Origin of the sequence: Dyella nitratireducens (assembly GCF_014642835.1) — a bacterium.
GTDB lineage: Bacteria > Pseudomonadota > Gammaproteobacteria > Xanthomonadales > Rhodanobacteraceae > Dyella_B > Dyella_B nitratireducens.
In genome coordinates this window covers 53814-78403 of sequence record NZ_BMJA01000002.1, presented here as the reverse complement: position 1 = coordinate 78403, position 24590 = coordinate 53814, and the positions used below count along the sequence as shown (strand labels likewise).

The window sequence follows — 24590 nt, the reverse complement described above, 5'->3', positions numbered from 1 at the left end:
AGTGGCCAGTACGTCTGCGCGCTGCGCGGGGCGTTGGGTTTCTTGCTGGTTTCACTGCGTTCCAGCAGACCTCGCAGAACGTTGATGGCCAACGAGGTGCCAGCAAGTTTCGCCGTATAGTTATCGAACTTTTCCAGGCCCAGGCCCAATGGGTCGCGCTGGTCGATGAACGGATCAGGTGGGGATGAGGGTTCGTTGCGAACCTGAGGGCGCGCGCGTGCCGTATGATCTATGGCAGCCATGATCAACTCCATTCAGTTGGTTGTGGTCAGCAGGTCGTGGGAGCTCGTAACTCTCACGATCTGCGCTTCTCCAAGCATTTCTGCATGGGTCCTCGACGTTGCACGGATTAGGATGGCGTCGATGACGGGGCGAACGTAGCAAGTTTGCTTGTGGGTGTCTGTAGGTGTTCGGTAGGCGACGATGTGCGTAGAAGATTTGCGCATTTCAGCACCGCGAACGCATGTCGCATCCATGCTGGCTGTCGTGCTCAATCTTCCTAGGCGGCATAGCCGTCTACGCAAATTCTCGAAGTACTCAATGGCGCCGTGTCATCATCCGACGCGGGCATACTGCTGTCTGGGGAAATTTTTCATTTGCGTCGCCAGCGGTCAATTCCCAGCCATGCTCCATCTTGCCTAGCCGTCATTCCCGCGAAAGCGCACTGCTGTCTGGGAAACTTTTAGCTTGCCGGATCACCCCCTCCCCTGCGTGTAGTAGGGGAGGGTTGGGGTGGGGTGAAGCAACCTCGCGAGAGGTTCCGTTGATGTCTCACGCTCATTCCCGCGTAGCCGGAAGCGAGCTTCGCTCGCCTTACCCCACCCCAACCCTCCCCTGCACGCAGGGGAGGGGGCCGTTTCCAGTTCACTCGTGGATATCGCGTTGAGCAAGCTTTTTTAAGTCGCTTGCTGTGCGAATCATGCAAACGTGTTGTCCCTCAAGTGCTCGTTACTTTTTTCGCAAAATTTCCCCGGACAGCAGTGCGCGAAAGCGGGAATCCATCTTTGCTCTTGGCATCAGGGCAACATGGATTCCCGCTTTCGCCGGAATGACGGCCGGCAAAAATGGAGCTTCATGGAATTTGATTTCCTTGCCGCGTAAAAGCCATGAGACCTAGGTGTTCGTGAAGGGCAGCCACTCACCCTGCCCTCTCCCTGAAGGGAGAGGGGAAGAACGGTGAAGATTACGGTTTGCCGGATGTGTTTGACGATGCATCTTGCGCCGTCCATTTCTTCAACCAGGCGTTGACGGTTTCGTGCCACTGCACGCTGTTCTGAGGCTTCAATACCCAATGATTTTCATCAGGAAAGGTCAGGAATTCACTAGGAATACCCTGGCGCTGCAGCGCGGTGAAAGCGCCAAGGCCTTGCGTAATTGGGATGCGGAAGTCGTCGCCGGAGTGAACGACCAGCATCGGCACGCGCCAATCCTTGACGTGGTTGATCGGGTTGAACTTCTCGTAGTTCTCCGGCACGTCAAATTGCGCACCACCGTTTTCGCGTTCTTCGAACCATAGTTCTTCGGTGGCGTAATACATCATGCGCGCGTCGAACACACCATCGTGATCAACCAGACACTTCCATGGCTTGTTCCACACGCCGGCAATCCAGTAGGTCATGTAACCGCCGTAGCTCGCACCAAGCGCACAAGCACGATCACCATCCAGGAAATGGTATTTATCCAGCGCAGCCTGCCAGCCGAGCTTTAAATCCTCCAGCGGCTTGCCACCCCAATCCCCCGAAATGGAATCGGTAAATGCCTGGCCGTAACCGGTTGAGCCATGGAAGTTGATGGTGACGACTGCGAAACCTTGCCCTGCGTACGTTTGCGGATTCCAGCGGTAGCTCCAGTCGTTGTTCATGGCACCCTGCGGGCCACCATGGATGATGAAAGCAACCGGATATTTGTGGCCGGCCTTGTAGTCCACCGGCTTCACCATGTATCCCTGTACCGTTTCGTTGTTCCAGCCTTTGAAGGTGAAGAACTCTGCATCACCCATCTTGACGTTCTTCAGGTGCTCTGCATTGAAATGCGTCACCTGCTTCAAACCACTACCCGCGATGGAAACTGTGTATAAGTCGACTGGGTGCTTGAGATCATCCCGAGCAAGCAGAATATGCTTTCCGGCAATGGAGTAGTCACTTACCGAGCCGTCGCCGACCAGTTTATTTACCTTGCCATTGGCAACATCCACGGCGAAAAGCGGATGCTGCCCCTCGTCATCGGCCGTCACAAACAAGGTCTTGCCATCCGCACTTATCTGCATGCCACCGGCCGAACGATCCCAGGAAGGATCGATTTCATGCGTAGCTCCGGTGGCAAGATCCATGGCCATGATGGCAAAACGATCCGCCTCGAACGCGGGTGTCTTCATGGCAAGGTAGTAAAGGGTCTTGCCATCCGGCGAAGGCACCGGATAGGCATCCCAAGCCTTGTTCGCTTCTGTCAGGTTCTGCGGCATGGAAGAACCATCTGCTGATACCTTGTAAATATCGAAGTTGGTCGACCAAGGTTCGCTGTTACCGGCAATACGCACATCGAAGTACACGGTGTTGCCATCGGGCGAGTAGGCAAATTCGCTGTCGTCGCCAAATGGTTTGCTGGGGACATCACCATCCATGCCCCTGCTCAGCAGCGTCGGCTCGGCCGGCATCAATCCATCCGCACCAAACCGCGCGATATAGAGCTGGTTGCGCCGGCCATCCGCCCACGTATCCCAATGCCGCACGAACAGCTTTTGGTAGACCGTACCCGTCGACTTGTCCTTGGCACGGCCATCGAGGCGCTCCTTGGTGCAGGCCAGGTCACCACAATCGGTAAACACGGCATAGGAAAGCAGCACGCTCTTGCCATCCGGCGAAAGCTTGTAGGCCTCGATGTCGAGCGGACTGTGGCTTATTTGCACCGGCGCACTTGCCGTGCTCATGTTCAGGCCATGCTTGTCGGCTGGAACGTCCAAGCGCCATAGCTGGGTCACCTCGCCAGCTGGTGCGAGGTAATAAAGGCTGTGCCCATCGGGCGACCAACGCGGTGAGGAGGCCTGCTTCGGTACCACCTTGAATGGCCGCTCGGAAGACTTGGCCAGTTCCTGCACGTAGATGGCATTGACACCTTTGTTGGCAGCGTAGTCAGTGCTGCGCACGCTGTAAGCGGCATAATGCCCATCAGGAGAAAGCTGTGGATCACTGACGCGGTCCATCATGACCAGATCGCTGACATCGAATGGGTGAATCTGGTGATTTTCAATCAAGGTGGCGTTATCGGCGGATGCTGCAGTAGAGGCCATAAGCCCCACCCCGATCATTGCCGCCAAAACTACGAGACGCTTCATGCTATCCCCTTACAAAAGCCGATAGGCTAGGCTGGTTGAAATAAGACTTTTGCGCGATTTAACCACTTCCGGGCGGCAAGCCGAAACCGGACACCAAGTCTCACCATGGTCGAACAAGATAAACGAGCTACGCAACCGATCCTGCCGGCAGTCGTCTCACCAGCGAACGTGAGCGCTGGCAAATGGGCGTTCGCTTTGGTGGCGATTGGCGCACTTGCACTTGCCTTACGCCTTTACTTCGTTACTCAAGCGGTGGTGGATCACCCTATTCGCGGTGATGCGGTCCAGTACCTTTCAGCAGCCTTGAACCTGATCCTGCATCACGTATTGTCGATTGCGCACCCCAGCGACCCGATCGTCCACGGTGACAGCTACAGAGACCCGGGTTATCCGATTTTTCTTGCTTTATGGATGACGCTGTCTAGCAAGTCAGCCGCATGGTATATGACCACGCTGATTGCACAGGCATTCCTTGGCTGCGCCACGGTGCTTTTACTGATGCAAGCAGCAAAAGGATGGCTACCCGACAAATGGCTGTTGGGCGCTGGCCTGCTGATGGCCCTATGGCCACACAGCATCACCGTTTGCGGCTATCTGGTTACCGAAACATTGTTCGGCTTCTTGTGCGCGCTATCGCTTTTTCTACTGAGCAAGGCAGCACGCCATCAAGGTTTTAGCTGGCTTATTGCCGCGGGCTTTTGCTTTAGCCTGGCTGGATTGACCAACGCTGTGCTGTTGCCCTTTGCCCCGCTGCTTGCCGTCATGATGTCCTGGCTGCGCCGCCTGGATCGAAAACAGGCATGGGTTCTAGCTCTATCCGGCTTGGCGCTCCCCTTTGCCTGGCAAATACGCAATGTTCAACTGCCGCCTAGTGACCAAAGTGCCGGCGGGCGTGCAATTATCAATTTCGTGCAGGGATCATGGCCCGAATATCAAACAAGCTGGGCCACCTCCTACAGGCGCAGCGATCCGATAGTCGGGCAGACTCAATTGGATATCGCACGAGAATACGCCACGCTGCAGGCCCATCCTTCTCAAGGCTTGGCAATGATGTACCAGCGCATGATCCAGGCCCCGTGGCATTACGTGGGCTGGTATTTCAGCAAGCCGGCCCATTTGTGGGCTTGGGACATACAAATCGGCGCTGGCGATATTTATGTTTATCCCACCCTGCATTCTCCTTTTAGCTACAACCCAGTCCTGCGAATGTGGGTCGCGGCATGCGAGATCGTGAACCCCATACTTGCGGTACTGGCCGCCTGGGGCTGCCTTGCGGCCCTGCTTGACCGACGCAACGCACCTCTTTTAGCCATGGCGACGGCTTTGATGGCGCTCTACGTCACCGCTGTCTACTCCGCACTGCAAGCAGAGCCACGCTACGCCATTCCGTTTCGGGGGATGGAAATACTATTGGCGAGTGGTGGCTTGGCGCAGGCGGGTTGCTGGCTGAGGAAAACGCTGCAAACGCGCCGTGGTACAGGTCGCGTCACTGCGATGCGGTAAATACGATGGAGGAATGGCAGGCTCTCATCGCCAGCGGAAAGCTCACGGACCACAATGATGCACAGGCTCTCGTTGCCGCAGGCGTGCCTGTAAGATAATTTTGGCTATTCGCCAGCATGCAATAGCCTATGTTCTCAAGTACCAATTCCAGCAGTAAGTGGGCGCTTGCCTTATGCACAGCCATAGTGAGCTTGATCATTGTCCTCACCTACTGGCCGGTAGCGCACGCCCAATTCGTTTACACCGATATTATTGATTTTCAAAAGATGGCGTGGTTGCGGCATGGCGATCGCTGGATGCCATTGCTGTTTCGGGGATTCAACAATTGGACCATCTATTTTCGCCCCCTCGGCGTGGCTCTGTTCACGCTACAGGTTCGATTGTTCGACGCCCAACCCGGCCCGATGCACCTGGTTTCTCTCGCGTTGCACCTTGTCAATACACTGCTGGTGGGCACCTTTGCCCTGCAAATTGGCAAGCACGACCCAGTTCAGAAGCATCGCCTTGGGGTTCTATGCATATCCACGCTGCTATACGGCTTGCACCCACTGCTTGTCGAGCCGGTGGTATGGATAGGTTGTCAGTTCGAACTAACGGCAACACTGTTCATGCTGCTTGGCTGGATAGCCAACATCGATATGGCACGACCAGGACTGCGTGCCTTGATCGTAGCGATATGCTTTTTCCTGGCAGCTGCGTCAAAGGAATCAGCCGCCGCCTTTCCTTTCGTCATCGTCACCCTTGATTGGTTTATCCGCACGGGCCCAAATAACAGCAGCATATCTGCGCGAATCCGAAAGCTGCTCACCCACAATTGGCTCACTTATGCAGCCATCGTCCTGACAGGCCTTGCTTATCTGACGATAAGACATGGAGCATTAGGGGTACTTGTTCCAGCCGTCGACACGCATCCGTTGCCCCTATGGGCTCGCTTGCAGGAATCCGCTTTTCTTTATTTGCGCTATTGGCGCATGTTTTTCTGGCCCACCATGGGGATGGGTCCGCTGCATCCCATTCCCTCACAACAGTTTCTGCACTTCAACGCATCCACAGCCTTGCAGGATACCGGTGCCGCGTGCATCCTGATCATGGGTATTTTGCTGACACTACGTCGCCGTCATTTCGGTGGCCTGATTCTCGGTGTGACCTTTTCGCTGCTGCCGGTGCTTCACCTCATTGGCCCAAACTTTGACGCAAGCCTTTATCACGAACGCTATGCCATGACGGCACTTGCCCTGGCATGCGCATGGCTCCCCACTAGCCTGCAGCAAATGTCAGTTCCGCCAAGCGTGCATCGTTTATTGCCCTTGGCGGGAAAGCTTATCTTGTCGGCTTGGTTAATCCTGGCGGTAATCACTATTCGTGTCACCGCGCCGCTTTGGTCCACCCAGATCAATTTGTGGACATGGGCAGTGCAAAACGATCCGACGTCGATTAATGCCAGGGATGAGCTGATTAGCGCCTACATGGAGCAAGGGGATGATGCGTCCGCTTGGAAGCTTATTGACGAAATAGTTAAAAACCACGAGCAATGCGTGACATGCATGCTCAACGCCGCAACCCTTTCCATTGGCGAAGGCAACCCGCAGCGAGCGTCCTTTTTCCTGCAGAAAGTCAAAGATCTGCCCGAACTCAACAGCCGTTCCAATTTTCGCACTTACCTTACGCTCATCGCACAGATCGAAGTTTTGCAGGATCACTACAAACAGGCCGAGGCAGTGGCCCGAACAGCCATAGCCTTGGACAATCTGGATCCGCAACCTCAACTTGTACTTGCCGTTGCGCTTGCCATGCAGGGACAGATAACCGCAGCCGTCCAAGTGGAAGATGCGGCCACTCCCTTGCTTACGAAGGATAAACAGGTTAAGGAGCGTCAGAAATTCGAAGCGCTAAAGGATTACCTTCGCACGCATCCAGCCGCCAACCAAACACTGCGAGCCCCGTCCTCTGTTGTCCCTCACCCTCAATCAACGGGAAATCACAGCGGCGGTCATGAAGGCTAGGCCGCTCTCGATGAGCGATCACTGGCATGCAGCCCGGATTGTATTGTCTGATCAAGTTACCTCTGCAGCAGATACAAACGGGTAAGCCTCTTGCTTCGATACCACTGCCGGGAGCACCAACCTGCCTGTCGCAGATAGGCTTGGGGAGCGCTTAGCTGCGCTGGCTATTATTTGACCACCCAAGCAGACGGAAAGCCTTTCAGGCCAGAATCGTCGGCAAGTGTCCCAAAAGACAAAGCCGATCACACTTCCTTGACTCGCTTGGTACAGAACGTGCCTCGCACTGGGTTATATCCAGGGGGATTCCAACCATGTTGCGCCTACGCACTGCTAGCGGATTTACGTTGATCGAACTGATGATTGTCGTAGCCATTATTGCCATTCTGGCTGCGATTGCCATTCCGGCCTATCAGGACTACGTCATAAGAGCTCAGGTCAGCGAGGGTATGGAGCTGGCGGAATCCGCGAAATCCGCCGAATGGGACTTTTTTTCCTCAACCGGTTATTTCCCGCCCAGCAATCAATCTGCCGGCTTGGCGAACGCTAGCTCCATATCAGGTAAGTACGTTTCCAGTGTAAGCGTGGTGCCAGTCGGGCAGATCACCATCACGTACAGCGGCCCCCAGGCCAACACTGCCATCAGCGGCTCGACACTGGTCTTCTCAGCGATTGCGTCAAGCGATGCGATCAATTGGACCTGTTCTTCCAGCACGTTATCGAACAGATATCTGCCTTCGGTCTGCAGGCATTGAGCATACGCGTTCATGAAGTGACAAAAAATGTCACTTCATGACAATTTAAAACCTGCCGTACTCAACACGCTTTTAACTCTCAGACGTAACGAAGATTTTTCATGGATCGGGCTTGTTCGTCTGCGTGACCCAGAACACAATGCCAGACTTGCGATGTACAAGGGGCGTATGTTTCGGTAAACGTGGCATGCAAGGTGCATCGCAGTCTCTGCTTCCTGTACGTTCCGACCGCGTTATGGGGATCCAATCCCGCCTAGGGGGATAGGGACTGGAGCTCAGGGGGCATCACACGGTTAGCTAACCAAAGAGGAACTATCATGAAGAGTGTGCAGAAAGGCTTTACCTTGATCGAACTGATGATCGTGGTTGCGATCATCGCCATCCTGGCGGCCATCGCCATCCCGGCCTACCAGAACTACCTGATCCGCAGCCAGGTGTCCGAAGGTGCGGTTTTGGCCAGCGCTTCTGAGACGGCGCTTGCTGAGTATTATCAGAACACCGGAAAATTTCCGACCACCAATGCGTCAGCCGGTCTGCCCACCAACGCAGCGAGCACGCAAGGCAAGTACGTAAGTGGTGTGGATGCCGTAGGCACCAACGGTGTTATTAAAGCGACGTTTGGCAACCAGTCCAACACTGCGATCACGGGTGACGTCATTGCCTTTTCGGCTGTCGTAGGCAGTGGTGGCACCATCTCCTGGTCGTGCGCTGGCTCCAACACCAATGTCCCGAGCAAGTACTTGCCCGCAGCCTGCCGCACCGGCGGTTAATCGCTACAGTACTGTCTTCGCACAGCAAGAAGGGCCGCAGATGCGGCCCTTCTTTTTTATTCGAGAGCCCATGAAGCCAAGCCGCGTACTCACTTTTTTTCTACTGCTGGCAGGCTTACTCGTAGCAACGGCCATCGTTTACCTTCCCGGCCTGCGGGGCGGATTTTTATTCGACGACTATGTCAACCTGCCTTCTCTCGGAAGCGATGGTCCAATAAGCAACTGGCCCGCATTCTGGCGCTATATCACCTCTGGCACCGCTGACCCGACTGGGCGACCCCTCACGCTGCTGAGCTTTCTATTCGACGCTCATAACTGGCCAGCCAATCCACTGCCGTTCAAGCGCACCAACCTGATACTGCACCTGCTCAATGGTGTACTGCTGATTTGTCTGCTACAGAAGCTGGGGCGAATGATTTCCCCGCAGACCGACCAGCGCCGCCTCGATATGGCTGCGATATTGGGTGCAGCGTTCTGGCTGCTCCACCCGCTGTTTGTCTCTACCACCATGTACATCGTGCAGCGCGAAGCGATGCTGCCAGCTACGTTTACGCTGCTTGGTCTGCTTGCTTGGCTGCATGGCCGAACCAGGTTGCAGCGTGGGCTGCAACTTTCCGCTATGGCCTGGCTACTGGCTGGGCTGCTTGGTTGTACGTTGCTGGGAACGCTAAGCAAAGCCAACGGTATTTTGTTGCCCGCGCTGGCTTTGGTCATTGAATACAGCCTGCTGCGCACCTCGTCCGCGGTCGCCACCCGAGCCACCGGAGACCTGTATCGCCGGTCCATGCTTTGGCTGGCCTTGATACCTGCCCTGCTGGTTCTTTGCTATCTGCTGTTCGAAGCTTGGCAGGGGTTTATCCATGGCATTTCCTCCATACGCCCTTGGACACTCGGCCAGCGCTTACTGACCGAGCCGCGGGTGCTAGTGGAATACGTCAATCTGTTGTGGCTACCGAGGCCTTTCACGCCCGGTTTGTTCAACGACAACGTCCAGCTATCCACATCCCTCTGGTCGCCTGTCACAACGCTGCCCGCGTTGGTGGCGATATCGGGGCTGATAGCAGGCGCCTGGAAGTATCGGCACCGGCACCCGCTTATCGCCACGGCGATCCTGTTCTATTTCGTTGGCCAGTCCATCGAATCCAGCACGATCTCGCTGGAGTTGTATTTCGAGCACCGCAATTACTTGCCCGCCATGCTGATGTTTTGGCCGCTGGCACTATGGCTGTGCGATGTTCGGATGCCACAGCTGCAAAAGATAAAAGCGGACAACACAGGTGATGATTATGTAGCGCGCTCGCCATCCATGCTGCGAAAAGTCAAACCTGCACTGGCAGTGGTACTGCTTGCAAGCCTCGGTCTGATGACCCACACCAACGCGGCACTATGGGGAAATACCCATGACCAAGCCATTCTGTGGGCGGCCCTTAATCCCGACTCCCCTCGCGCCCAGGCTAACGCCGCCAACGTTGAAAGAGCCGCTGGCCATCCGGAACTTGCAGCCATCCGGCTAAAGCGCTTGCTCGCCAAAGACCCGGATCAGGTCCAATTGGCATTGAACCTGTTCAATGCACAATGCCAGCTTGGCAACATCGATCCAAGCACCATCGACGCAGTCAAACTTGCCCTGCACACGAGCAGAGACACGGGTAGTTTGCTGCTGCACTGGTTCGACGGCCTGATGGAACAGGTGCAGCATTCGCCATGCCACTCGCTGAACCTGCAACTGGTCGCAAATCTGCTTAAAGCAGCGCAGGAAAACCCGTATGTCGCCGTCAATCCGGGCCGCCAGCAGGATCTCTATTACTTACAGGGTCACCTTGCGTTGATCGAGGGTGACGCCGATGCGGCTCTCGCTGATTTCAACCATGGATTGGATCTGCAAGCGCGAGAATCCGCCGCCCTGGCCCAGGCTGCCTTGCTTGGCTCCATGGGCTACCCGCGCCTTGGCCTTGCCCATCTGGACCACTACGCGGCCATTCGGCAGCAAGCCGGCCAACCAGGCTTCGGCATGCCTCAAATACACGCTTGGGTGCTGGAGCGCCAACACTATGGATCCAAAGAGCTCGCAAGCCTGCGCGCTACACTAAGCAGCGATGCTGCTTCGCAAACAACTGGCAATCGATGAGCCTGATAAATCTGAAAACACTGCGGCGATGGTTCCCCTGGGGCCTACTGATTCTGGGATTCCTGGTGACGACGGCGGTTTACTGGCCAGGTTTATCCGGCAGCTTTTTTTTCGACGACAATCCCAATATTGTCGACAACAAGGACGTGCAACCAGCAGATGCCTCATTTGCATCGTTGCTTAATGCTGCGCTTTCATCGCCAGCAAGCGAATTCAAGCGCCCACTTTCGTCGCTCACCTTCGCGACGAACTATCTGCTCACCGGACTTGATCCCTATTGGATGAAACTGACCAATCTGGTCATTCATCTGCTAAACGGCCTGCTTGTCTATATTCTTGCGCTATCCCTGCTTTCGTTAGTCAAGCCAGACGCCAGCAAAGACCGTGATAGATGGATCGCCACACTCATCGCAGCAGGCTGGATGCTTCTGCCGATCAATCTGACCGGCGTGCTGTACACCGTACAGCGCATGGAGAGTATGGCTAACCTGTTTGTGCTGCTAGGTCTTATCGGCTATGTAGCAGGGCGGCAGCGCATGCTCGCCGTCGCAAACACAACGACAACCCAACAGAGTGGCCCTGCCACATCGGGACGAAGTGGCTTTCTACTGTGCATTTTCAGTATCACCGTGCCGACTGCGATCGGGATACTTGCGAAAGAAACCGCAGCCATGCTGCCGCTCTATGCGCTCCTGATCGAATGGGCAGTGCTTGGTTTTCGTTCTGGAGCAACACAGAAAACTGATACACCTATTGCGCGACGCAAAGTGGATATTCGCGTGGTCGTGCTATTTCTATTGGTGCTAGTACTGCCATTAATCGCAGGCCTCGCTTGGCTGCTGCCCGGCGTACTGAATCCTGTCGTATGGTCTACTCGCGATTTCACGCTGCGTACTCGTTTGCTCAGCGAGGCGCGCATCGTAGTCGACTACATCGGCTGGACCCTGCTTCCCACACCCCATGCGCTGTCGTTCTACAACGACGATTTTCAGATTTCGAGCGGTCTGTTCAATCCTTGGACCACGTTTATCAGCATTGTGGCCCTCATCGCGCTAATCGATTGCACCTGGTGGCTTCGCCCGCGGCGCCCGCTGGTTGCGCTGGGTATAGCGCTGTTCCTGGGTTGCCATCTGCTGACAGGAACCATCCTGCCACTGGAATTGATTTACGAGCACCGCAACTACTTCGCCAGCTTCGGCTTGATGCTCGCACTCATTCCACTTCTGCTCCCTCAGGTGTCATCGACTGCCACAGTCGTACAACCTAACTTCGCACTTGTGCGAGGCACCCTGCTGGTCGGCCTGCTTCTGCTATGGGGTAGCGAAACTGCCATGACCGCCATAGCCTGGGGCAATCCGCTGGAGCTCGCTGAAACACTAGCTGCTCGCGCGCCCAACTCTCCGCGCGCTCAATATGAGCTTGGGCGTACCTACATCATCTATTCCCGCTATGACCCATCGTCCCCTTTCACCCGGCTAGCTTATGCTCCGCTGGAACGCGCCGCCGCACTCCCGAACTCGTCGATCTTGCCCGAGCAAGCGCTGATCTTCATGAATGCGCGCATGCATCTGCCCGTAAAGCCGGCTTGGTGGCATAGCTTGATCGACAAACTGCAGAAGCACAAACCTACCGTACAGGATGAAAGCTCGCTTGGGGCATTGACTCAGTGTGCACGCGATGGTCAATGCGAACTGTCGCAAAAATACATGTTACAAGCCTACTTGGCGGCTGTGTCGCACCCGGATCCAAGCGCGCGCCTTCTGGCCATGTATGGCGACTATGCGTGGAACATACTGGATGATAGATCACTGGGCCTGCGTATGACTGCGTCCGCCATAAAGGCCGCTCCAAGCGAGCCGGCCTATCGCATCACCTTAATACGCATGCTGGTTGCACTGGGTCAAAAAAGCGATGCACAGACTGCCATGAAGCAGCTAGAGTCGTTGAATTACGGCGGCCGCCTCGATAGCGCTCTGGCAGAGCTCCGCGCTATGCCAGGCATGCAATAAGCACCCTTTCTCAGCCTTGCCCATGGACGCAAAACTTATGCGTGTCCTTTTTCTCAGCACTTCCTATCCCAGAGATGCCACGGACTGGCGGGGTGTGTTTATACGTCATCTGGTAAACGGCCTGACCCGATCCGGCGGTCTTCATTTAACGGTTTGGGCTCCTCCTGGCGAGTTACCCTCCACCGCAGCTTTCGCGGCAACACCCAGCGAAAGCGCTTGGCTTGCCAAACTTATGTCCGTCGGGGGAATTTCACATCTCATCCGCCAAGGTGGCGTAAAGGCCATGCTGGCACCGATCAAATTGTTGCGCATGATCGGGAGCGCCTACCGTCGATCGTCCGATGTCGACATCTACCACATCAATTGGCTGCAATGCGCCATCCCCCTCCCGGCCAACGGCAAGCCCGTTTTGATCACTGCGTTGGGCAACGACCTCAAGCTGCTCAAACTTCCATTGGTACGTCTTCTGCTCCGTCGAATCATGCGCAGCAGGCAAGTAGCGATCTGTCCCAATGCCGATTGGATGCAGGAGCCTCTTCAAAAGGCATTTGGTGATGTGGCTGACATCATCCCTGTATCGTTCGGAATCGATCAGCACTGGTATGACATTGAACGTCGCCTCACGCCACAGCAACCTAAGCGATGGCTTGCAGTCACGCGTCTTACCGCCGACAAACTCGGACCATTGTTCCAGTGGTCGGAAAATATTTTCCGCGGCAGCGAACGGGAATTACATCTATTTGGCCCTATGCAAGAAGAGATCGAAGTGCCGGATTGGGTGCACTACCATGGCTCGGCATCTCCACATCAACTGGCTACCGAATGGTTTCCAAGCGCACACGGCCTGATCACGCTCAGCAAGCATGCTGAAGGGCGTCCACAGGTCATGCTCGAGGCGATGGCTGCTGGTCTTCCTATTGTTGCATCCGACATGCCAGCACATGCCACGATTGTTGAAGCCGGGCGTACCGGGTTGTTGTGCGATTCAATCGAAAGCTATCAGCAGGCCGTGAAACAATTGGAAGACGGTGAACTCAACCATCGTTTTGGCGAGGCGGCACGCTTGAAAGCTGCGTCTGAATTCGGAACGTGGGACGATTGCGCGCAACGCTACATACGCATCTATAGCACTCTGCTCAAGGCGACCGTGCATGGATGATCGAATTTTAGTATTGGGTGCTGATGGATTCGTTGGGCGTCGCCTCACATCATCGCTGCTGGCGCACGGTGAACATCCTATTGCAGTCAGTCGACGACCGTTTCACAACGATTTGGCAAGTGCAGAACTCGTCGTGGCAGATTTCACCGAGCCAGACCAGATCACCCCGTTGCTGGAGCGCACGCACACCGTCGTATATCTGGCGTCACGTTCCTCCCCTGGCACGTCTGCCGGCAAGCCTGTAGAAGAACTGCAGAATAATCTTCTGCCGCTTTTGACTCTGTTGCAGGCATTGCAGCGAAAGCCTGAAGTGAATTTACTTTATCTTTCATCGGGCGGTAGCCTGTATGCCGTAAATACGGAAGAACCGGCCACAGAGGCTGGCGTTGTACAACCTCGCTCTTATCATGGGGCAGCCAAAGTTGCTGCCGAATACTTCATAAGCGCGTGGAGCCGTCAGTACAACGGACATGCCACCGTGCTCCGACCATCAAACCTTTATGGCCCGGGGCAGATGGAGAAGGCTGGCTTCGGCATAGTTCCGACCTGCTTTGGAAAAATTCTTCGTGAGGAATCACTATCGGTCTGGGGCAACGGGTCCAATGTGCGCGACTATCTCTATATCGACGACTTTATTGAGCTTTGCGTCGACGTGATCCGAAACCCGATGCCGCCCGGTATGCGGATATTCAATGCATCCAGCGGCACCGGTGCCAGCCTCAACGAGCTGTTCCACGCTATTGAAGCTGTGGCCCAAAAGCCTTTAGTACGTAGCTACACTCCCAGTCGGACACTGGATGCCGACTACATTGTGATGGATTCCGATGCAGCACGGCTGCACTATGGCTGGACACCCAAAACCTCGCTGCTTGAAGGCTTGAGAAAGACATGGGACTGGTTCAACACCATCCAGCATTGAACCGTCCATCGACGCCAATCTGTTCCGTCTGCATTGCGAACTACAATGGCGCGGCCATGCTGGCCGATTGCCTTGAATCCGTGTTTGCTCAAAGTACCGTCTCCGATATAGAAGTTATCGTGCACGACGATGCCTCGACCGACGACTCGGTGTCCCTGCTAAGGGAGCGCTATCCACAGATCGAATTGCTGGTCAGCGCGGAAAATGTAGGCTTCTGCATCAGCAATAATCGAATGGTTGCTCATGCCAGAGGCGAATATATCCTTCTACTGAACAACGACGCAGCCCTTTATCCCGGCGCGCTCGAAAGCCTGATCCACGCAGCACAAACTTCCGACCGCCCCAGCATCCTGACCTTGCCGCAATACGACTGGGAAAGCGGCACCCTCGTTGATCGCGGCTGCCTGCTGGATCCTTTCTGCAATCCGATCCCCAATCTGGATCCGAAGCGGAACCTGGTCGCTTACGTAATTGGCGCCTGCATGTTCCTGCCACGCGCGGTCTGGAATGACCTTGGAGGGCTACCCGAGTGGTTCGAGTCCATCGCGGAGGATCTGTATTTATGTGGCCTCGCCAGATTACGCGGAGTAGCCGTCGGAACCTTGATAGCAAGTGGTTACCGGCACCGCCAAGGCGTGACATTTGGGGGAAATCGTGCAGAGCGCGGCATCAATACCTCACTAAGGCGTCGTCGCCTCAGCGAGCGCAACAAGACACGCTCGCTGATGATTCTTACGCCCGGCCCGCTGATGTGGCCTTTGCTCTGCGTCCACCTGGTCGCGCTTGTGCTCGAAGCCTTGGTGCTGTCGATGCTGCGTTGCGATGCAACTCTTCTTCGCGGTGTCTACGGACCGGCCGTCATGACGCCGTTCCGCGAGTTGGCAAGTCTGCGCGCTCGTCGTGCTGAGGTACAAGCCACTCGTACGATTTCGGTCGCGGATTGGTTCTCTTCGGTGCGGTGGCAGTTACGAAAGGTCGTAATGCTCGCGCGCTACGGAGTACCTAAGGTTCGGTAATGCTCGTCGGCTATGTTCAATGTGCCGATGTCCATGTCATGACACCGCCTCACGCACACCAAGTACCTCCGCAGTTGCATCAAGAAAGGTATGACCGTGCCGCTGATCCGGCTCAAGATGGCAGCCTTCTGCCCATTCGTTCCAGGCGTTGAGGAAGATGAGGCGCTGATCCGGTGCACGCGTTGTAACACGCGAAACCGCATCGCTCAGCCATCGCGCGTACTGCGCTGCGTCGTGGTTCTCGATGATCGTCGCCGAGGTGCGGCGCACGGTATTGTCCCAGCTTGGAAAGACCACCGGATACGTCGCCTGATCTAGCGATGGACGTGCGATCGCGCGATCAACATAAGCCGAGTAATCCACAATTGTGTTGACGTTGCGCTTAGCCAACCAGCGATTATGACGCATCGCCTCGTACCAAGCTGCAGGCAACAGCCGCTGCAACAGCGAGACCGCCTGTCCTGTCGCGTTCTTCGCCCTTGGAAAGTGTCGTCGATTGGGTTCGAATTCGATGACGCTGTCGAAGCCGAGCGCGAGTGTCTCGCTCGTATCCAGCGACGAGAACCCCGTACGCACGCCGCAGATCCACGGCTCGACACCAATCCTATCTAGGGAAGCGCGACGCCACTGCTGCAGTATTCGCGACACGTCTGGAATGGCTTCCGGCCGGTAGATCACGAACAATGGACGCCCCTCGACACGCAGGTAGCGCGAGTCAGAAAACACCTCGCAAAGCCAGGCGATGTGTGCGGTATTGTCGGCATCGTCGTAGTCCTGGCGGATCAGCACATCATGCTCACGTCCACTCCAAGCGCGCGACCAAGTCTCGTTTGCCCAGCACAGGCAGAACGGGAAATCAGGTTTACCCGAAGCAAGAACTTCATCGAGCGGTCGATTCAGCAGGCGCTTGCCCTTAAACCAGTAGTGGTAATAGCAGAATGCCTCGATGCCCGCCTTGCGCGCCATATCGGCCTGCTGCTGCCTCGTTTCGGGGATGCGCAGGTCGTAGAAGCCGAGATCCGCCGGCAGGTGCGGCTGGCCGTGACCACTGAATCTCGGCGTACCGGTGACCACGTTCGTCCACTCCGTGAAGCCCTTACCCCACCATGCGTCGTTCTCCGGAATCGGATGGAACTGAGGAAGGTAGAACGCAATCGCACGAGCGCGTGGCGTGGCACTTTCAACTGATGTTTGCGGTATCAAACGAGCACATCCTCAATGTGCACCGACTGCAGCATCGGCAACGGAAACACTAGCGTTTTCCCCGAATAAGCCGGATTTGCAAGGAAACTGTGGCGAAAGTGCCACGGCAGCACAAGGTAATAGTCGTAGCCACGTGCGATTACGTCCGCTTCGGGATTGATCGGCAGCCACGTACCCGGTGTCATCGCGCCAAACTTGTCGGGATTCACCTCACCAACCTCGGCAATATCTTGACTAGTAAGGTCACAATACTGAAGCAATACGTTGCCTTTGGTGGAAGCACCGAGCGCGGCGACGGTTTTCCCCTCAGCCTTCGCCTGCGCGAAAAAGTCCCGCAAGCCTTTGCGCGACTGCGCCGTGCTACTTGCGAAGTCATCGAAAGGTGTGAGCGTGTCCAGACCACGCGCCTGCTCATCGGCGAGAACGCGCGTAACTTCCGGACTTTCTGGCATACCTGAAACTGATTTGCCGACCATTACCGAGAAACTACCGCCGTTAACATCATTGAACTCAACGTCAATGATCGTGAAGCCGATGCGATCGGTCATCCACTTCACCTGTTGCAGCGCGTAATACTCAAGATGCTCATGGCATACCGTGTCATAGGACAACGCATCCAGCATCGCTGGCATATAGCTCTGCTCGAACACCCACACACCGTCGTCAGCCAGTACGTCGTGGACGTCCTGCATGAAAGCCATCGGTGCTTCCAGGTCGTAAAACATCGAGAATGAAGTCAGCACACGTACCTGCTTACCCGGGCGCACCTTTCGCAGCATGGCAGCGTTGAAGAAGTCCGCGCACAGATCAATGTGCGGCTTGTAGTACTGGCGAAACTTCGCGGCAGTCGGATCAATTCCGAGCAAGTCCGCGCCGATTGATTCGGAGTACGCCCCAAGGGTCGTGCCATCGTTGGATCCCACATCAACGACGAGATCACCTGGTCGTAGCGCGATAAACTCACATATGCGTGCAACCTTCGCGTTCAAATGCCTCACCATGCTCGCGTTGAGGCCGGAGCGATATCCGTAATTATCGCCGTACATCTCGCCAAGGTCGTAGGAATGCGCGAGCTGGAGAAGACCACAACCATCGTCGGCCATGCATTTCACCAATCGCAACGGACCTGTCGTGATTTGCGCATCCCGGTTGCGCGGGAACACGCCGGTCAGCATTTGCTCACCGAGATCGAGAACTTGTGTGAGATGCGTATTGCCGCAGATGCGGCAGCGATCGAGTGGCTGTGTCATGACATCGAACCTTTGTTAGCAAGCGACGCAATCGATGCGTCAACCATCAGGCGTACAAGCGCCCCGAAATCCGTCGAGGGTCGCCAACCCAAGATGCGCCGCGCCTTTGTAGCATCACCGACGATCGGACCACGGCGATCCTGGCGCAGGTCCGTGGTGTTTTCCCTCACCCAATCACGATAGTCGAGGCCTGCGTGCGAAAACGCCAGCTCACAGAACTCGCGCACTGAGTGCAACTGACCGGTAGCAACCACGTAGTCGTCAGCGTCCTGATGTGCCAGCATCAGGCGCAGTGCGCGAACATAGTCAGGGGCATACCCCCAATCACGCTTCGCATCAAGGTTTCCCAATCGCAACTCATGGTCGACCCCCGCACGAATGCGGGCCACTGCGTCTGCGATCTTGCGGGTCACAAAAGCGCGCCCACGGCGCGGACTCTCATGGTTGTAGAGGATTGCGGAGCACGCGAATACACCATGCCGCGCGCGATACCCTTGCACGACGGCGTGTGCGAAAAGCTTAGCCGCGGCGTAGGGACTACATGGCCGGAAAGGTGTGAGTTCGTCCTGAGGCGAAGTCACTGGATCGCCGAACATCTCGCTGCTCGACGCTTGGCAGAAGCGAATGGTAACGTCAGCACCAAGAACCGCCTGCAGCATGCGCGCGACCGCAATACCATTCAATTCCCCAATCCCCACCGGATCGTCGTACATACCGGCGCCAGTAGAGAAAGCCGCAAAGTTATAGAACTCGCTCGGCCGTAGCTTGCTCAGTAGCGCAGTGAGCGCACTGACGTCCATGAAATCCCATTCGGCGTATTCGACACTATCAAGGACCACGCAGGGTGTGCGCCCTTCGCGCAAAAGACCGACGACGCGATGTCCGTCCTCACGCAACTGTTCAGCAAGGTAGCTGCCGTCCTGGCCGCTGATACCGGTGAGGATAGCCGTACCCATCAGTAACCCGCAGAACGCGCAACCGCACGCGAAATGGATGACGCATATGGACTACGTGACAGGTCGTAGATGTTCATACGCGCATGGCGTGCAAATAGCCGGCAATACAGACTCGACATCGCATTCGCCAACCCAGGCGGGACCATTGCGATGGCGCGCGAGATTAGTCGCTTGTACCCCGGCATGGGACACTCAGCTAGATAGCGATCGTACTCTCCAAGCGCGTAGCCGCCGATGCTTCGATAGAGCCATAGCTTGCGCAGTTGCCGCCATGGTTCGCGAGCCGAGATACATGCTTTTGCCATGGTCGAAACACTATCAAAGGACCACACTAGCGATGGCCATTTGAACATCCATATCTCGAAGCCGCGCGGGGTCCACATCGCATTGCCGTAGCGGATCGTGATCAACGGCTCGGCAATAACGCGTGTACATGGTGTCTGCGACTGGAAGATCACGCCGACGTGAATGAACAGTGAGCCATAGTAGGCAACGCGATCCCGGGCGAGCCAGAAGTTGCGTTTGATCACCACGCATCCGATGAAGCTCAGCGCGAGTGCAGTGTCGACAAACAGGCGGTCGGCGTCTTCCGGCGCGTATTCCAAATTCCTATCTGTGGCGACCAATGCGCTGCTCAGGATGCCGCCAAAGTCGACAGTACGCACCTCCGTGTTAACGACGACGAGTTCAACGTTGCCGTCCAGCATAACCATCACGCGATCGATTGCCCCAGGTTTCAGCAGGTCGTCATCGGTCATCAGCCAACAGTACTCGCCACGCGCGTGCGACACGGCAATGTCGTAATCCTGGTCGACGCCCGAATTGATTGGCAAACGGATATAGCGCACTCGGGAATCGGCTGTCGCGTATCGCTCTACAATCTCTGCCGTGTTGTCCTTTGACGCACCGTCGACGACAAGCAGTTCGATGTCGTCTCGTAACTGTGCGACGATTGTATCGAGCGTTTCGCCTATAAACGCTGCGCGATTCAACGTCGATATGCAGATAGAAAGCCGTAGTTGCATTACACCTGCTCGAACGGTTGGTCTGCCATCATCGCCAACTGACCCACATGGTCGCAGCCATACGCGCGTAACTGGTAACGGTTTTCGATAAAACCGCGACGCGGCTGCAAGCCCTCCATGAACGCATCGTCTAATTGCATGCCGTCCACGAAGAAGGCATTGACTCCGTTAGAATCGATAGTAACGAAACGGTAACCTCGCTTGTCGAAAAAAGCCTTCCAGGCTGCGAGCGAAGCGCCGTAATACAACTTTGATGGATGTTCTGTCGAACGGCGAAAATCATCGCGGTACTTCGACGTTACGCTGCGCTCCGGCCCGAATGCCGAATTGTATTCCACCGATACGATTTTCGGCCGAAACTCCTGCGCAAACAACGCATTCGCGATATGCCAGTCGTTGCCATCGATGTCGAGCGAGAACACGTCGGGATCGCGAAATACGACCTTTTCCATGATCGCATCCACCGTCCCCAATGTGACAAACATCGACACAAATTGGCTCCCGATGGCGTAGCACCCAACACTGCGGCGCGCGCGTGCTGACTGACGCGGATCGCCTTCGATCATCAACCCCTCGTAACCAGCGATGGTCAGCAGCCAGCTACTGTTGTTTTCCGTCCCCTCAGCGGCACCTATCTCGACAACATAGCGATTCGAATGCTTCAATTGGCTACGCAGTACATCGATGATGCCGTCTTCGCCGTTCTGGCTGAAGCCCGAAAACTCCCACGTCGACGGGTGTCGCAAATCGACTCGACGGGCTGCGCGAGATGCGTTGCCCTTCGCCAGCGCAATCGCGATGCGCTGCCTGTCTTTGTGACTTATCAGATAGTCGATGACTCTGCTCAGCATCCCCCACCCCACTGCATTTATTGCGCTGATGTCGGGCGACCGAATGCCATGGCCACCACGCGCCTGAACTCACTGGGCGCGAAGCTGCCCGCGACACCCAATGCAATACCAATCAACGCAGCAATACTGCCGGTCCCCAATGCCGTCCACGGCCCGACGGCGAGCATGCTGCATATCCACGCACCAATCAACGCCGGAATGAACGTCGCCAGCGCGGGAACTGTCACGTTGCGCTGCAGCCAGGACCATCCTGCAAACACCATCACTTTCCGACCAGTAAGCCAGGTCCCAGCGACTACATAGAGCAGATTGACCAAGGCCCAGCCTAGCGCACCGCCCAAGATCCCGAACCGCATCGCTAATAGGAGCACAGCTGGAATTATCACTACCAGCAGGCCAGCTGCCGTGGCGAACGCCAATTTTGGTTGACCGGCAGCGAGTTGCAGGCTGTATGGAAAATACATGACGCCATTGAGGGCCGAACCGATTGCAAGCCATGCGGCGACTGGCGCAACATCCTCCGCAACTTTGGCGTTGCCAAGCCACAGCATCACCAGCGGCTTCGTCTGAAATACCACGCCGAATGCCAATGCGAACAATGCTGTCGCGAACAACTTCGTCGCCGAATCATAAAGATACTCGAGCGATGCCGTATCGCCACGAGCGATCAGCGCAGAGAACTTCGGATAGAGCGTATTGAACGCCGGCCTCGTAAGTATCTGCAGGCCGCTGACAAGCAATGTGGCCAACATGTAATGCGCGAAGGACTCAAGCGAAACGATGCGGCTCAACACAACCTTATCGAACTGAGACAATAACAGGCCGGCAATTGCGACGCCACCTGCCCATGCCGAGAAATGCCACACTCGCTTTAGGTCACCGAAATCGTAGGGCGCATCACGCTCACCCAACACTCTCCGCACGAGCACACGCAGCACAATAACTTGCAACAAGCCGAACACTGCCTGCACCACAAAGAACACCTGGATACTGCGCATACCCCATGCAAGTACGGCAATGGTGGTGACCGCAGCACAGACGTTGATCACAATACTCGTTGCTGACGAATGCGCGAGGCGATGCGCGCCGATCAGCCCACCGTGGTAAAGGCTGATGGGCCAGCGACATGCCAGGTTAATGCCCATCAGCATCACGGCCTGCGTAACGGTTTCCGTCGGCAGCGTCTTCGCCTGCAACCAGTAATCACCGATCCACGGTGCAGTAAGCAAAACGAATACCGCGATTACGATCGCAACAGCCACGTACACGACCTCCAGCGTACGCAGCAATGAGGCCGAACGTCGCTGCTGGCCTGTTTCCGCGCCGTGTGCGATTTCACGACTTAGCGTTGGCGCGAGACCAACGTCGAGTACCTGCAACACAGTTTGCAGCGTCGCGTAAAACCCAATGAGACCGTACGCCTCCATCCCCAGGAAACGGAGATAAAACGGCAACGCGATGAGATTGATCAGCACGAGGACGACCGAATTGGCCATCGCAACTGCCATATTCCGCGCCAACCGCATGCTATTACTCGTTGAAGTCGTCGGCGCGGTAGCCGTGCCGTGTGATCAGCGCATCACGTTGTGCGGCATGCAGATCCGTCTGCGCCATTTCCTGCACGAGCTCGTTGAAGCTGATCTTCGGCTCCCAACTCAGCTCGCGCTTCGCTTTGCTCGCATCGCCCAGCAATGTATCGACCTCGGCCGGGCGGAAATAACGCGGATCGACAGCGACAATCACCCGTCCTTCGCCATCCACACCCTGTTCGTCCAGGCCACTGCCTCGCCAGGTGAGATCGATCTCCATCTCGCGGGCGACCGCATCGACGAACTCACGCACGCTGTGCTGGTGGCCCGAGGCAATCACATAGTCATCCGGCTTATCCTGCTGAAGGATCAGCCATTGCGCAACGACGTAGTCGCGCGCATGTCCCCAATCGCGCTTTGCATCCAGGTTTCCCAAGTACAGGCACGATTGCAGTCCTAGTTTGATGCGCGCGAGACCGCGGGTGATCTTGCGAGTAACGAAATTTTCGCCGCGTACCGGAGATTCGTGATTGAACAAGATGCCATTGCTCGCATGGATGCCATGCGCCACGCGATAGTTCACGGTGATCCAATACGCATACAACTTCGCCACCGCATAAGGTGAGCGCGGATGAAACGGCGTGCTTTCGCGCTGCGGGGTTTCCTGCACCAACCCGTACATCTCAGAGGTCGACGCCTGGTAGAAGCGCGTGCGCTGCTGCAGTCCGAGAATGCGAATGGCTTCCAGCAGACGCAATGTGCCGAGTGCGTTGGTATCCGCTGTGTATTCCGGCTGTTCGAATGACACCGCCACGTGACTTTGCGCCGCAAGGTTGTAGACCTCGTCCGGCTGCACCTGCTGCATGATGCGAATCAGGCTCGAGGAATCCGTAACATCGCCATGGTGCAGAAAGAAGCGCACCCCCGGATCGTGCGGGTCACGATACAAATGGTCGATTCGTTTGGTGTTGAACGACGAAGCGCGTCTCTTGATGCCATGGACCTCGTATCCGCGATCGAGCAGAAATTCGGCCAGGTAGGCACCATCTTGGCCAGTAACACCCGTGATCAATGCACGCTTGGTTGGAGATCCCATGGTTGGGTAACCCTTATTCGGTCGAACGATGTTGAACGTGTAATCAATGCTGATTCTGTCGGTAGGTCAGGGATGTTATCTGCTCCGACACCAGCCCGATCAGGAACACGATCACCGCGGCACTCCACAGCAGAGTGCTGCCATTGGTGAGTCGACCGTCATGCAGGTACGTCCATGTGTAGTTCACGCAGCCCAACAGGAAGAACACTGCACCTGCAGGCACGAACAGCTTTAGCGGCGAGTACAAAGTGGCAATTTTGAAAATAATCAGTAGAAAACGCACGCCATCACGCAGAGGGCGGATATGGCTCCTGCCAACCCGTCGCGCAGCCTTGATCGGCAGGTAAGCAACGGGATAAGCACTGCGAAAAAACGCCATGGTGCTGGTTGTGGGGTAAGAAAAACCGTTCGGGAGCAAATACAGAAATTCTCGAAACCGATCCGCCTTTACAGCCCGAAAACCAGAAGTGAGGTCAGCAACCACATGACCTGTCATACGCGTCGCAAGCCAATTGTAAAATGTATTGGCAACCCCACGCCCCATACCAGCCTGGCTACCCCAGTCACGGGCGCCTACCACCATGTCGTATCCCTGCTCCATCTTTTCGACAAGGCGAGCTACATCCTCCGGATCATGCTGCCCATCCCCATCCATAAAAACCAAGATGTCTCCGGTTGCCGCTCTCGCACCCCGTTTGACCGCAGCGCCGTTTCCCATCGAGTAGGGTGACGATAAGCATTGCGCTCCGTTTTCTGCACAGATGGCCCGAGTGTCATCGGTGGACCCATCGTCCACCACAATGATCTCCGCCGTCGGTTGTGCAGCGCGGAGGCGTGGCAAGAGTTGGGTGAGCGCAGGCGCCTCGTTCTTGGCGGGCAGGATGATGCTGAGACTATTCAAACAGATGGCTTCCCCGGGTAAGTGTCGATCATAACGCGGCATTACCGCTTTGCACGTCATCGAACTCCTCTGGGACTCCGGATTCGCGTTGAACTGTGGGGCCGGTCACCTGACAGATGCACTATTTGCATAGACCGGAGGGTTCTGAAATCGCGTCTGGACTTAGCCGTTCACCATTGCTCAACGGGT

The 24590-nt window shown here is 56.0% G+C and carries 19 protein-coding genes; 9 read left to right on the top strand and 10 right to left on the bottom strand.

Translation table 11 applies throughout. The features are described from left to right. Nucleotides 1-242 (bottom strand): hypothetical protein (locus IEX75_RS11460; RefSeq protein ID WP_188794481.1); only part of this gene is annotated, 242 nt, incomplete at its 3' end. A gap of 941 nt (nt 243-1183) precedes the next feature. Beyond that, complete coding sequence (locus IEX75_RS11455; RefSeq protein ID WP_188794480.1) at nt 1184-3331, bottom strand: alpha/beta hydrolase family protein; 2148 nt, start codon at nt 3329-3331, stop codon at nt 1184-1186. Nucleotides 3332-3436: 105 nt separating this feature from the next. On the opposite strand from IEX75_RS11455, the gene IEX75_RS11450 reads away from it, so the two are divergent. The 9 genes from IEX75_RS11450 (at nt 3437) to IEX75_RS11410 (ending at nt 15590) form a co-directional block, all read left to right on the top strand. Then, nucleotides 3437-4834, top strand: coding sequence for an ArnT family glycosyltransferase (locus IEX75_RS11450; protein ID WP_188794479.1), 1398 nt, complete (start codon nt 3437-3439; stop codon nt 4832-4834). 128 nt (nt 4835-4962) lie between these two features. Then, nucleotides 4963-6837, top strand: coding sequence for a tetratricopeptide repeat protein (locus IEX75_RS11445; protein WP_188794478.1), 1875 nt, complete (start codon nt 4963-4965; stop codon nt 6835-6837). Nucleotides 6838-7148: 311 nt separating this feature from the next. Beyond that, on the top strand, nt 7149-7589 hold the full coding sequence (locus IEX75_RS11440; RefSeq protein ID WP_188794477.1) for a pilin: 441 nt from the start codon (nt 7149-7151) through the stop codon (nt 7587-7589). A gap of 317 nt (nt 7590-7906) precedes the next feature. Beyond that, a complete protein-coding gene (locus tag IEX75_RS11435; RefSeq protein ID WP_188794476.1) occupies nt 7907-8359 on the top strand; it encodes a pilin in 453 nt (150 codons plus the stop codon). A 70-nt stretch (nt 8360-8429) separates the two neighbouring features. Beyond that, the gene (locus IEX75_RS11430; RefSeq protein WP_188794475.1) at nt 8430-10487 is read left to right on the top strand and encodes a tetratricopeptide repeat protein; all 2058 of its coding nucleotides are present in this window, start codon (nt 8430-8432) and stop codon (nt 10485-10487) included. Then, the gene (locus tag IEX75_RS11425; RefSeq protein WP_229720787.1) at nt 10484-12496 is read left to right on the top strand and encodes a tetratricopeptide repeat protein; all 2013 of its coding nucleotides are present in this window, start codon (nt 10484-10486) and stop codon (nt 12494-12496) included. The genes IEX75_RS11430 and IEX75_RS11425 overlap by 4 nt, the downstream gene beginning before the upstream one ends. Before the next feature lie 283 nt (nt 12497-12779). Then, complete coding sequence (locus IEX75_RS11420; RefSeq protein ID WP_229720786.1) at nt 12780-13655, top strand: glycosyltransferase family 4 protein; 876 nt, start codon at nt 12780-12782, stop codon at nt 13653-13655. Continuing rightward, a complete protein-coding gene (locus IEX75_RS11415) occupies nt 13648-14574 on the top strand; it encodes an NAD-dependent epimerase/dehydratase family protein (protein WP_188794473.1) in 927 nt (308 codons plus the stop codon). Before IEX75_RS11420 ends, IEX75_RS11415 begins: the two co-directional genes overlap by 8 nt. Then, nucleotides 14544-15590, top strand: a complete 1047-nt coding sequence (locus tag IEX75_RS11410) for a glycosyltransferase family 2 protein (protein ID WP_188794472.1) — start codon at nt 14544-14546, stop codon at nt 15588-15590. Before IEX75_RS11415 ends, IEX75_RS11410 begins: the two co-directional genes overlap by 31 nt. A 36-nt stretch (nt 15591-15626) precedes the next feature. Here the strand turns inward: IEX75_RS11410 and IEX75_RS11405 are convergent, their stop codons facing one another. From IEX75_RS11405 to IEX75_RS11370, 8 genes are read right to left on the bottom strand one after another with little or no spacing between them, the layout of a single operon-like run. Beyond that, the gene (locus tag IEX75_RS11405) at nt 15627-16793 is read right to left on the bottom strand and encodes a glycoside hydrolase family 99-like domain-containing protein (protein WP_229720785.1); all 1167 of its coding nucleotides are present in this window, start codon (nt 16791-16793) and stop codon (nt 15627-15629) included. Next, nucleotides 16790-18043 carry a class I SAM-dependent methyltransferase gene (locus IEX75_RS11400; RefSeq protein WP_188794471.1) on the bottom strand — a complete coding sequence of 418 codons (1254 nt, stop codon included), beginning with the start codon at nt 18041-18043 and terminating at the stop codon, nt 16790-16792. The genes IEX75_RS11405 and IEX75_RS11400 overlap by 4 nt, the downstream gene beginning before the upstream one ends. After that, on the bottom strand, nt 18040-18999 hold the full coding sequence (locus tag IEX75_RS11395; RefSeq protein WP_188794470.1) for a GDP-mannose 4,6-dehydratase: 960 nt from the start codon (nt 18997-18999) through the stop codon (nt 18040-18042). The genes IEX75_RS11400 and IEX75_RS11395 overlap by 4 nt, the downstream gene beginning before the upstream one ends. After that, the gene (locus tag IEX75_RS11390) at nt 18999-20024 is read right to left on the bottom strand and encodes a glycosyltransferase family 2 protein (RefSeq protein WP_188794469.1); all 1026 of its coding nucleotides are present in this window, start codon (nt 20022-20024) and stop codon (nt 18999-19001) included. The genes IEX75_RS11395 and IEX75_RS11390 overlap by 1 nt, the downstream gene beginning before the upstream one ends. After that, nucleotides 20024-20875, bottom strand: a complete 852-nt coding sequence (locus IEX75_RS11385) for a class I SAM-dependent methyltransferase (RefSeq protein ID WP_188794468.1) — start codon at nt 20873-20875, stop codon at nt 20024-20026. Before IEX75_RS11385 ends, IEX75_RS11390 begins: the two co-directional genes overlap by 1 nt. Nucleotides 20876-20892: 17 nt before the next feature. Then, nucleotides 20893-22383, bottom strand: coding sequence for a lipopolysaccharide biosynthesis protein (locus IEX75_RS11380; protein ID WP_188794467.1), 1491 nt, complete (start codon nt 22381-22383; stop codon nt 20893-20895). A gap of 22 nt (nt 22384-22405) precedes the next feature. After that, nucleotides 22406-23500 carry a GDP-mannose 4,6-dehydratase gene (gene gmd, locus IEX75_RS11375; protein ID WP_188794466.1) on the bottom strand — a complete coding sequence of 365 codons (1095 nt, stop codon included), beginning with the start codon at nt 23498-23500 and terminating at the stop codon, nt 22406-22408. 43 nt (nt 23501-23543) lie between these two features. Continuing rightward, entirely contained in the window at nt 23544-24401 is an 858-nt protein-coding gene (locus tag IEX75_RS11370; RefSeq protein ID WP_188794465.1) for a glycosyltransferase family 2 protein, read from the bottom strand. Between the last annotated feature and the right edge of the window lie 189 nt (nt 24402-24590).

Bases quoted from the DNA above. Each gene is read 5' to 3' on its own strand.
- IEX75_RS11455 (WP_188794480.1), bottom strand. From the start codon at position 3,331: ATGAAGCGTCTCGTAGTTTTGGCGGCAATGATCGGGGTGGGGCTTATG.
- IEX75_RS11450 (WP_188794479.1), top strand. From the start codon at position 3,437: ATGGTCGAACAAGATAAACGAGCTACGCAACCGATCCTGCCGGCAGTC.
- IEX75_RS11445 (WP_188794478.1), top strand. From the start codon at position 4,963: ATGTTCTCAAGTACCAATTCCAGCAGTAAGTGGGCGCTTGCCTTATGC.
- IEX75_RS11440 (WP_188794477.1), top strand. From the start codon at position 7,149: ATGTTGCGCCTACGCACTGCTAGCGGATTTACGTTGATCGAACTGATG.
- IEX75_RS11435 (WP_188794476.1), top strand. From the start codon at position 7,907: ATGAAGAGTGTGCAGAAAGGCTTTACCTTGATCGAACTGATGATCGTG.
- IEX75_RS11430 (WP_188794475.1), top strand. From the start codon at position 8,430: ATGAAGCCAAGCCGCGTACTCACTTTTTTTCTACTGCTGGCAGGCTTA.
- IEX75_RS11425 (WP_229720787.1), top strand. From the start codon at position 10,484: ATGAGCCTGATAAATCTGAAAACACTGCGGCGATGGTTCCCCTGGGGC.
- IEX75_RS11420 (WP_229720786.1), top strand. From the start codon at position 12,780: ATGCTGGCACCGATCAAATTGTTGCGCATGATCGGGAGCGCCTACCGT.
- IEX75_RS11415 (WP_188794473.1), top strand. From the start codon at position 13,648: ATGGATGATCGAATTTTAGTATTGGGTGCTGATGGATTCGTTGGGCGT.
- IEX75_RS11410 (WP_188794472.1), top strand. From the start codon at position 14,544: ATGGGACTGGTTCAACACCATCCAGCATTGAACCGTCCATCGACGCCA.
- IEX75_RS11400 (WP_188794471.1), bottom strand. From the start codon at position 18,043: ATGACACAGCCACTCGATCGCTGCCGCATCTGCGGCAATACGCATCTC.
- IEX75_RS11395 (WP_188794470.1), bottom strand. From the start codon at position 18,999: ATGGGTACGGCTATCCTCACCGGTATCAGCGGCCAGGACGGCAGCTAC.
- IEX75_RS11390 (WP_188794469.1), bottom strand. From the start codon at position 20,024: ATGCAACTACGGCTTTCTATCTGCATATCGACGTTGAATCGCGCAGCG.
- IEX75_RS11385 (WP_188794468.1), bottom strand. From the start codon at position 20,875: ATGCTGAGCAGAGTCATCGACTATCTGATAAGTCACAAAGACAGGCAG.
- IEX75_RS11380 (WP_188794467.1), bottom strand. From the start codon at position 22,383: ATGGCAGTTGCGATGGCCAATTCGGTCGTCCTCGTGCTGATCAATCTC.
- gmd (WP_188794466.1), bottom strand. From the start codon at position 23,500: ATGGGATCTCCAACCAAGCGTGCATTGATCACGGGTGTTACTGGCCAA.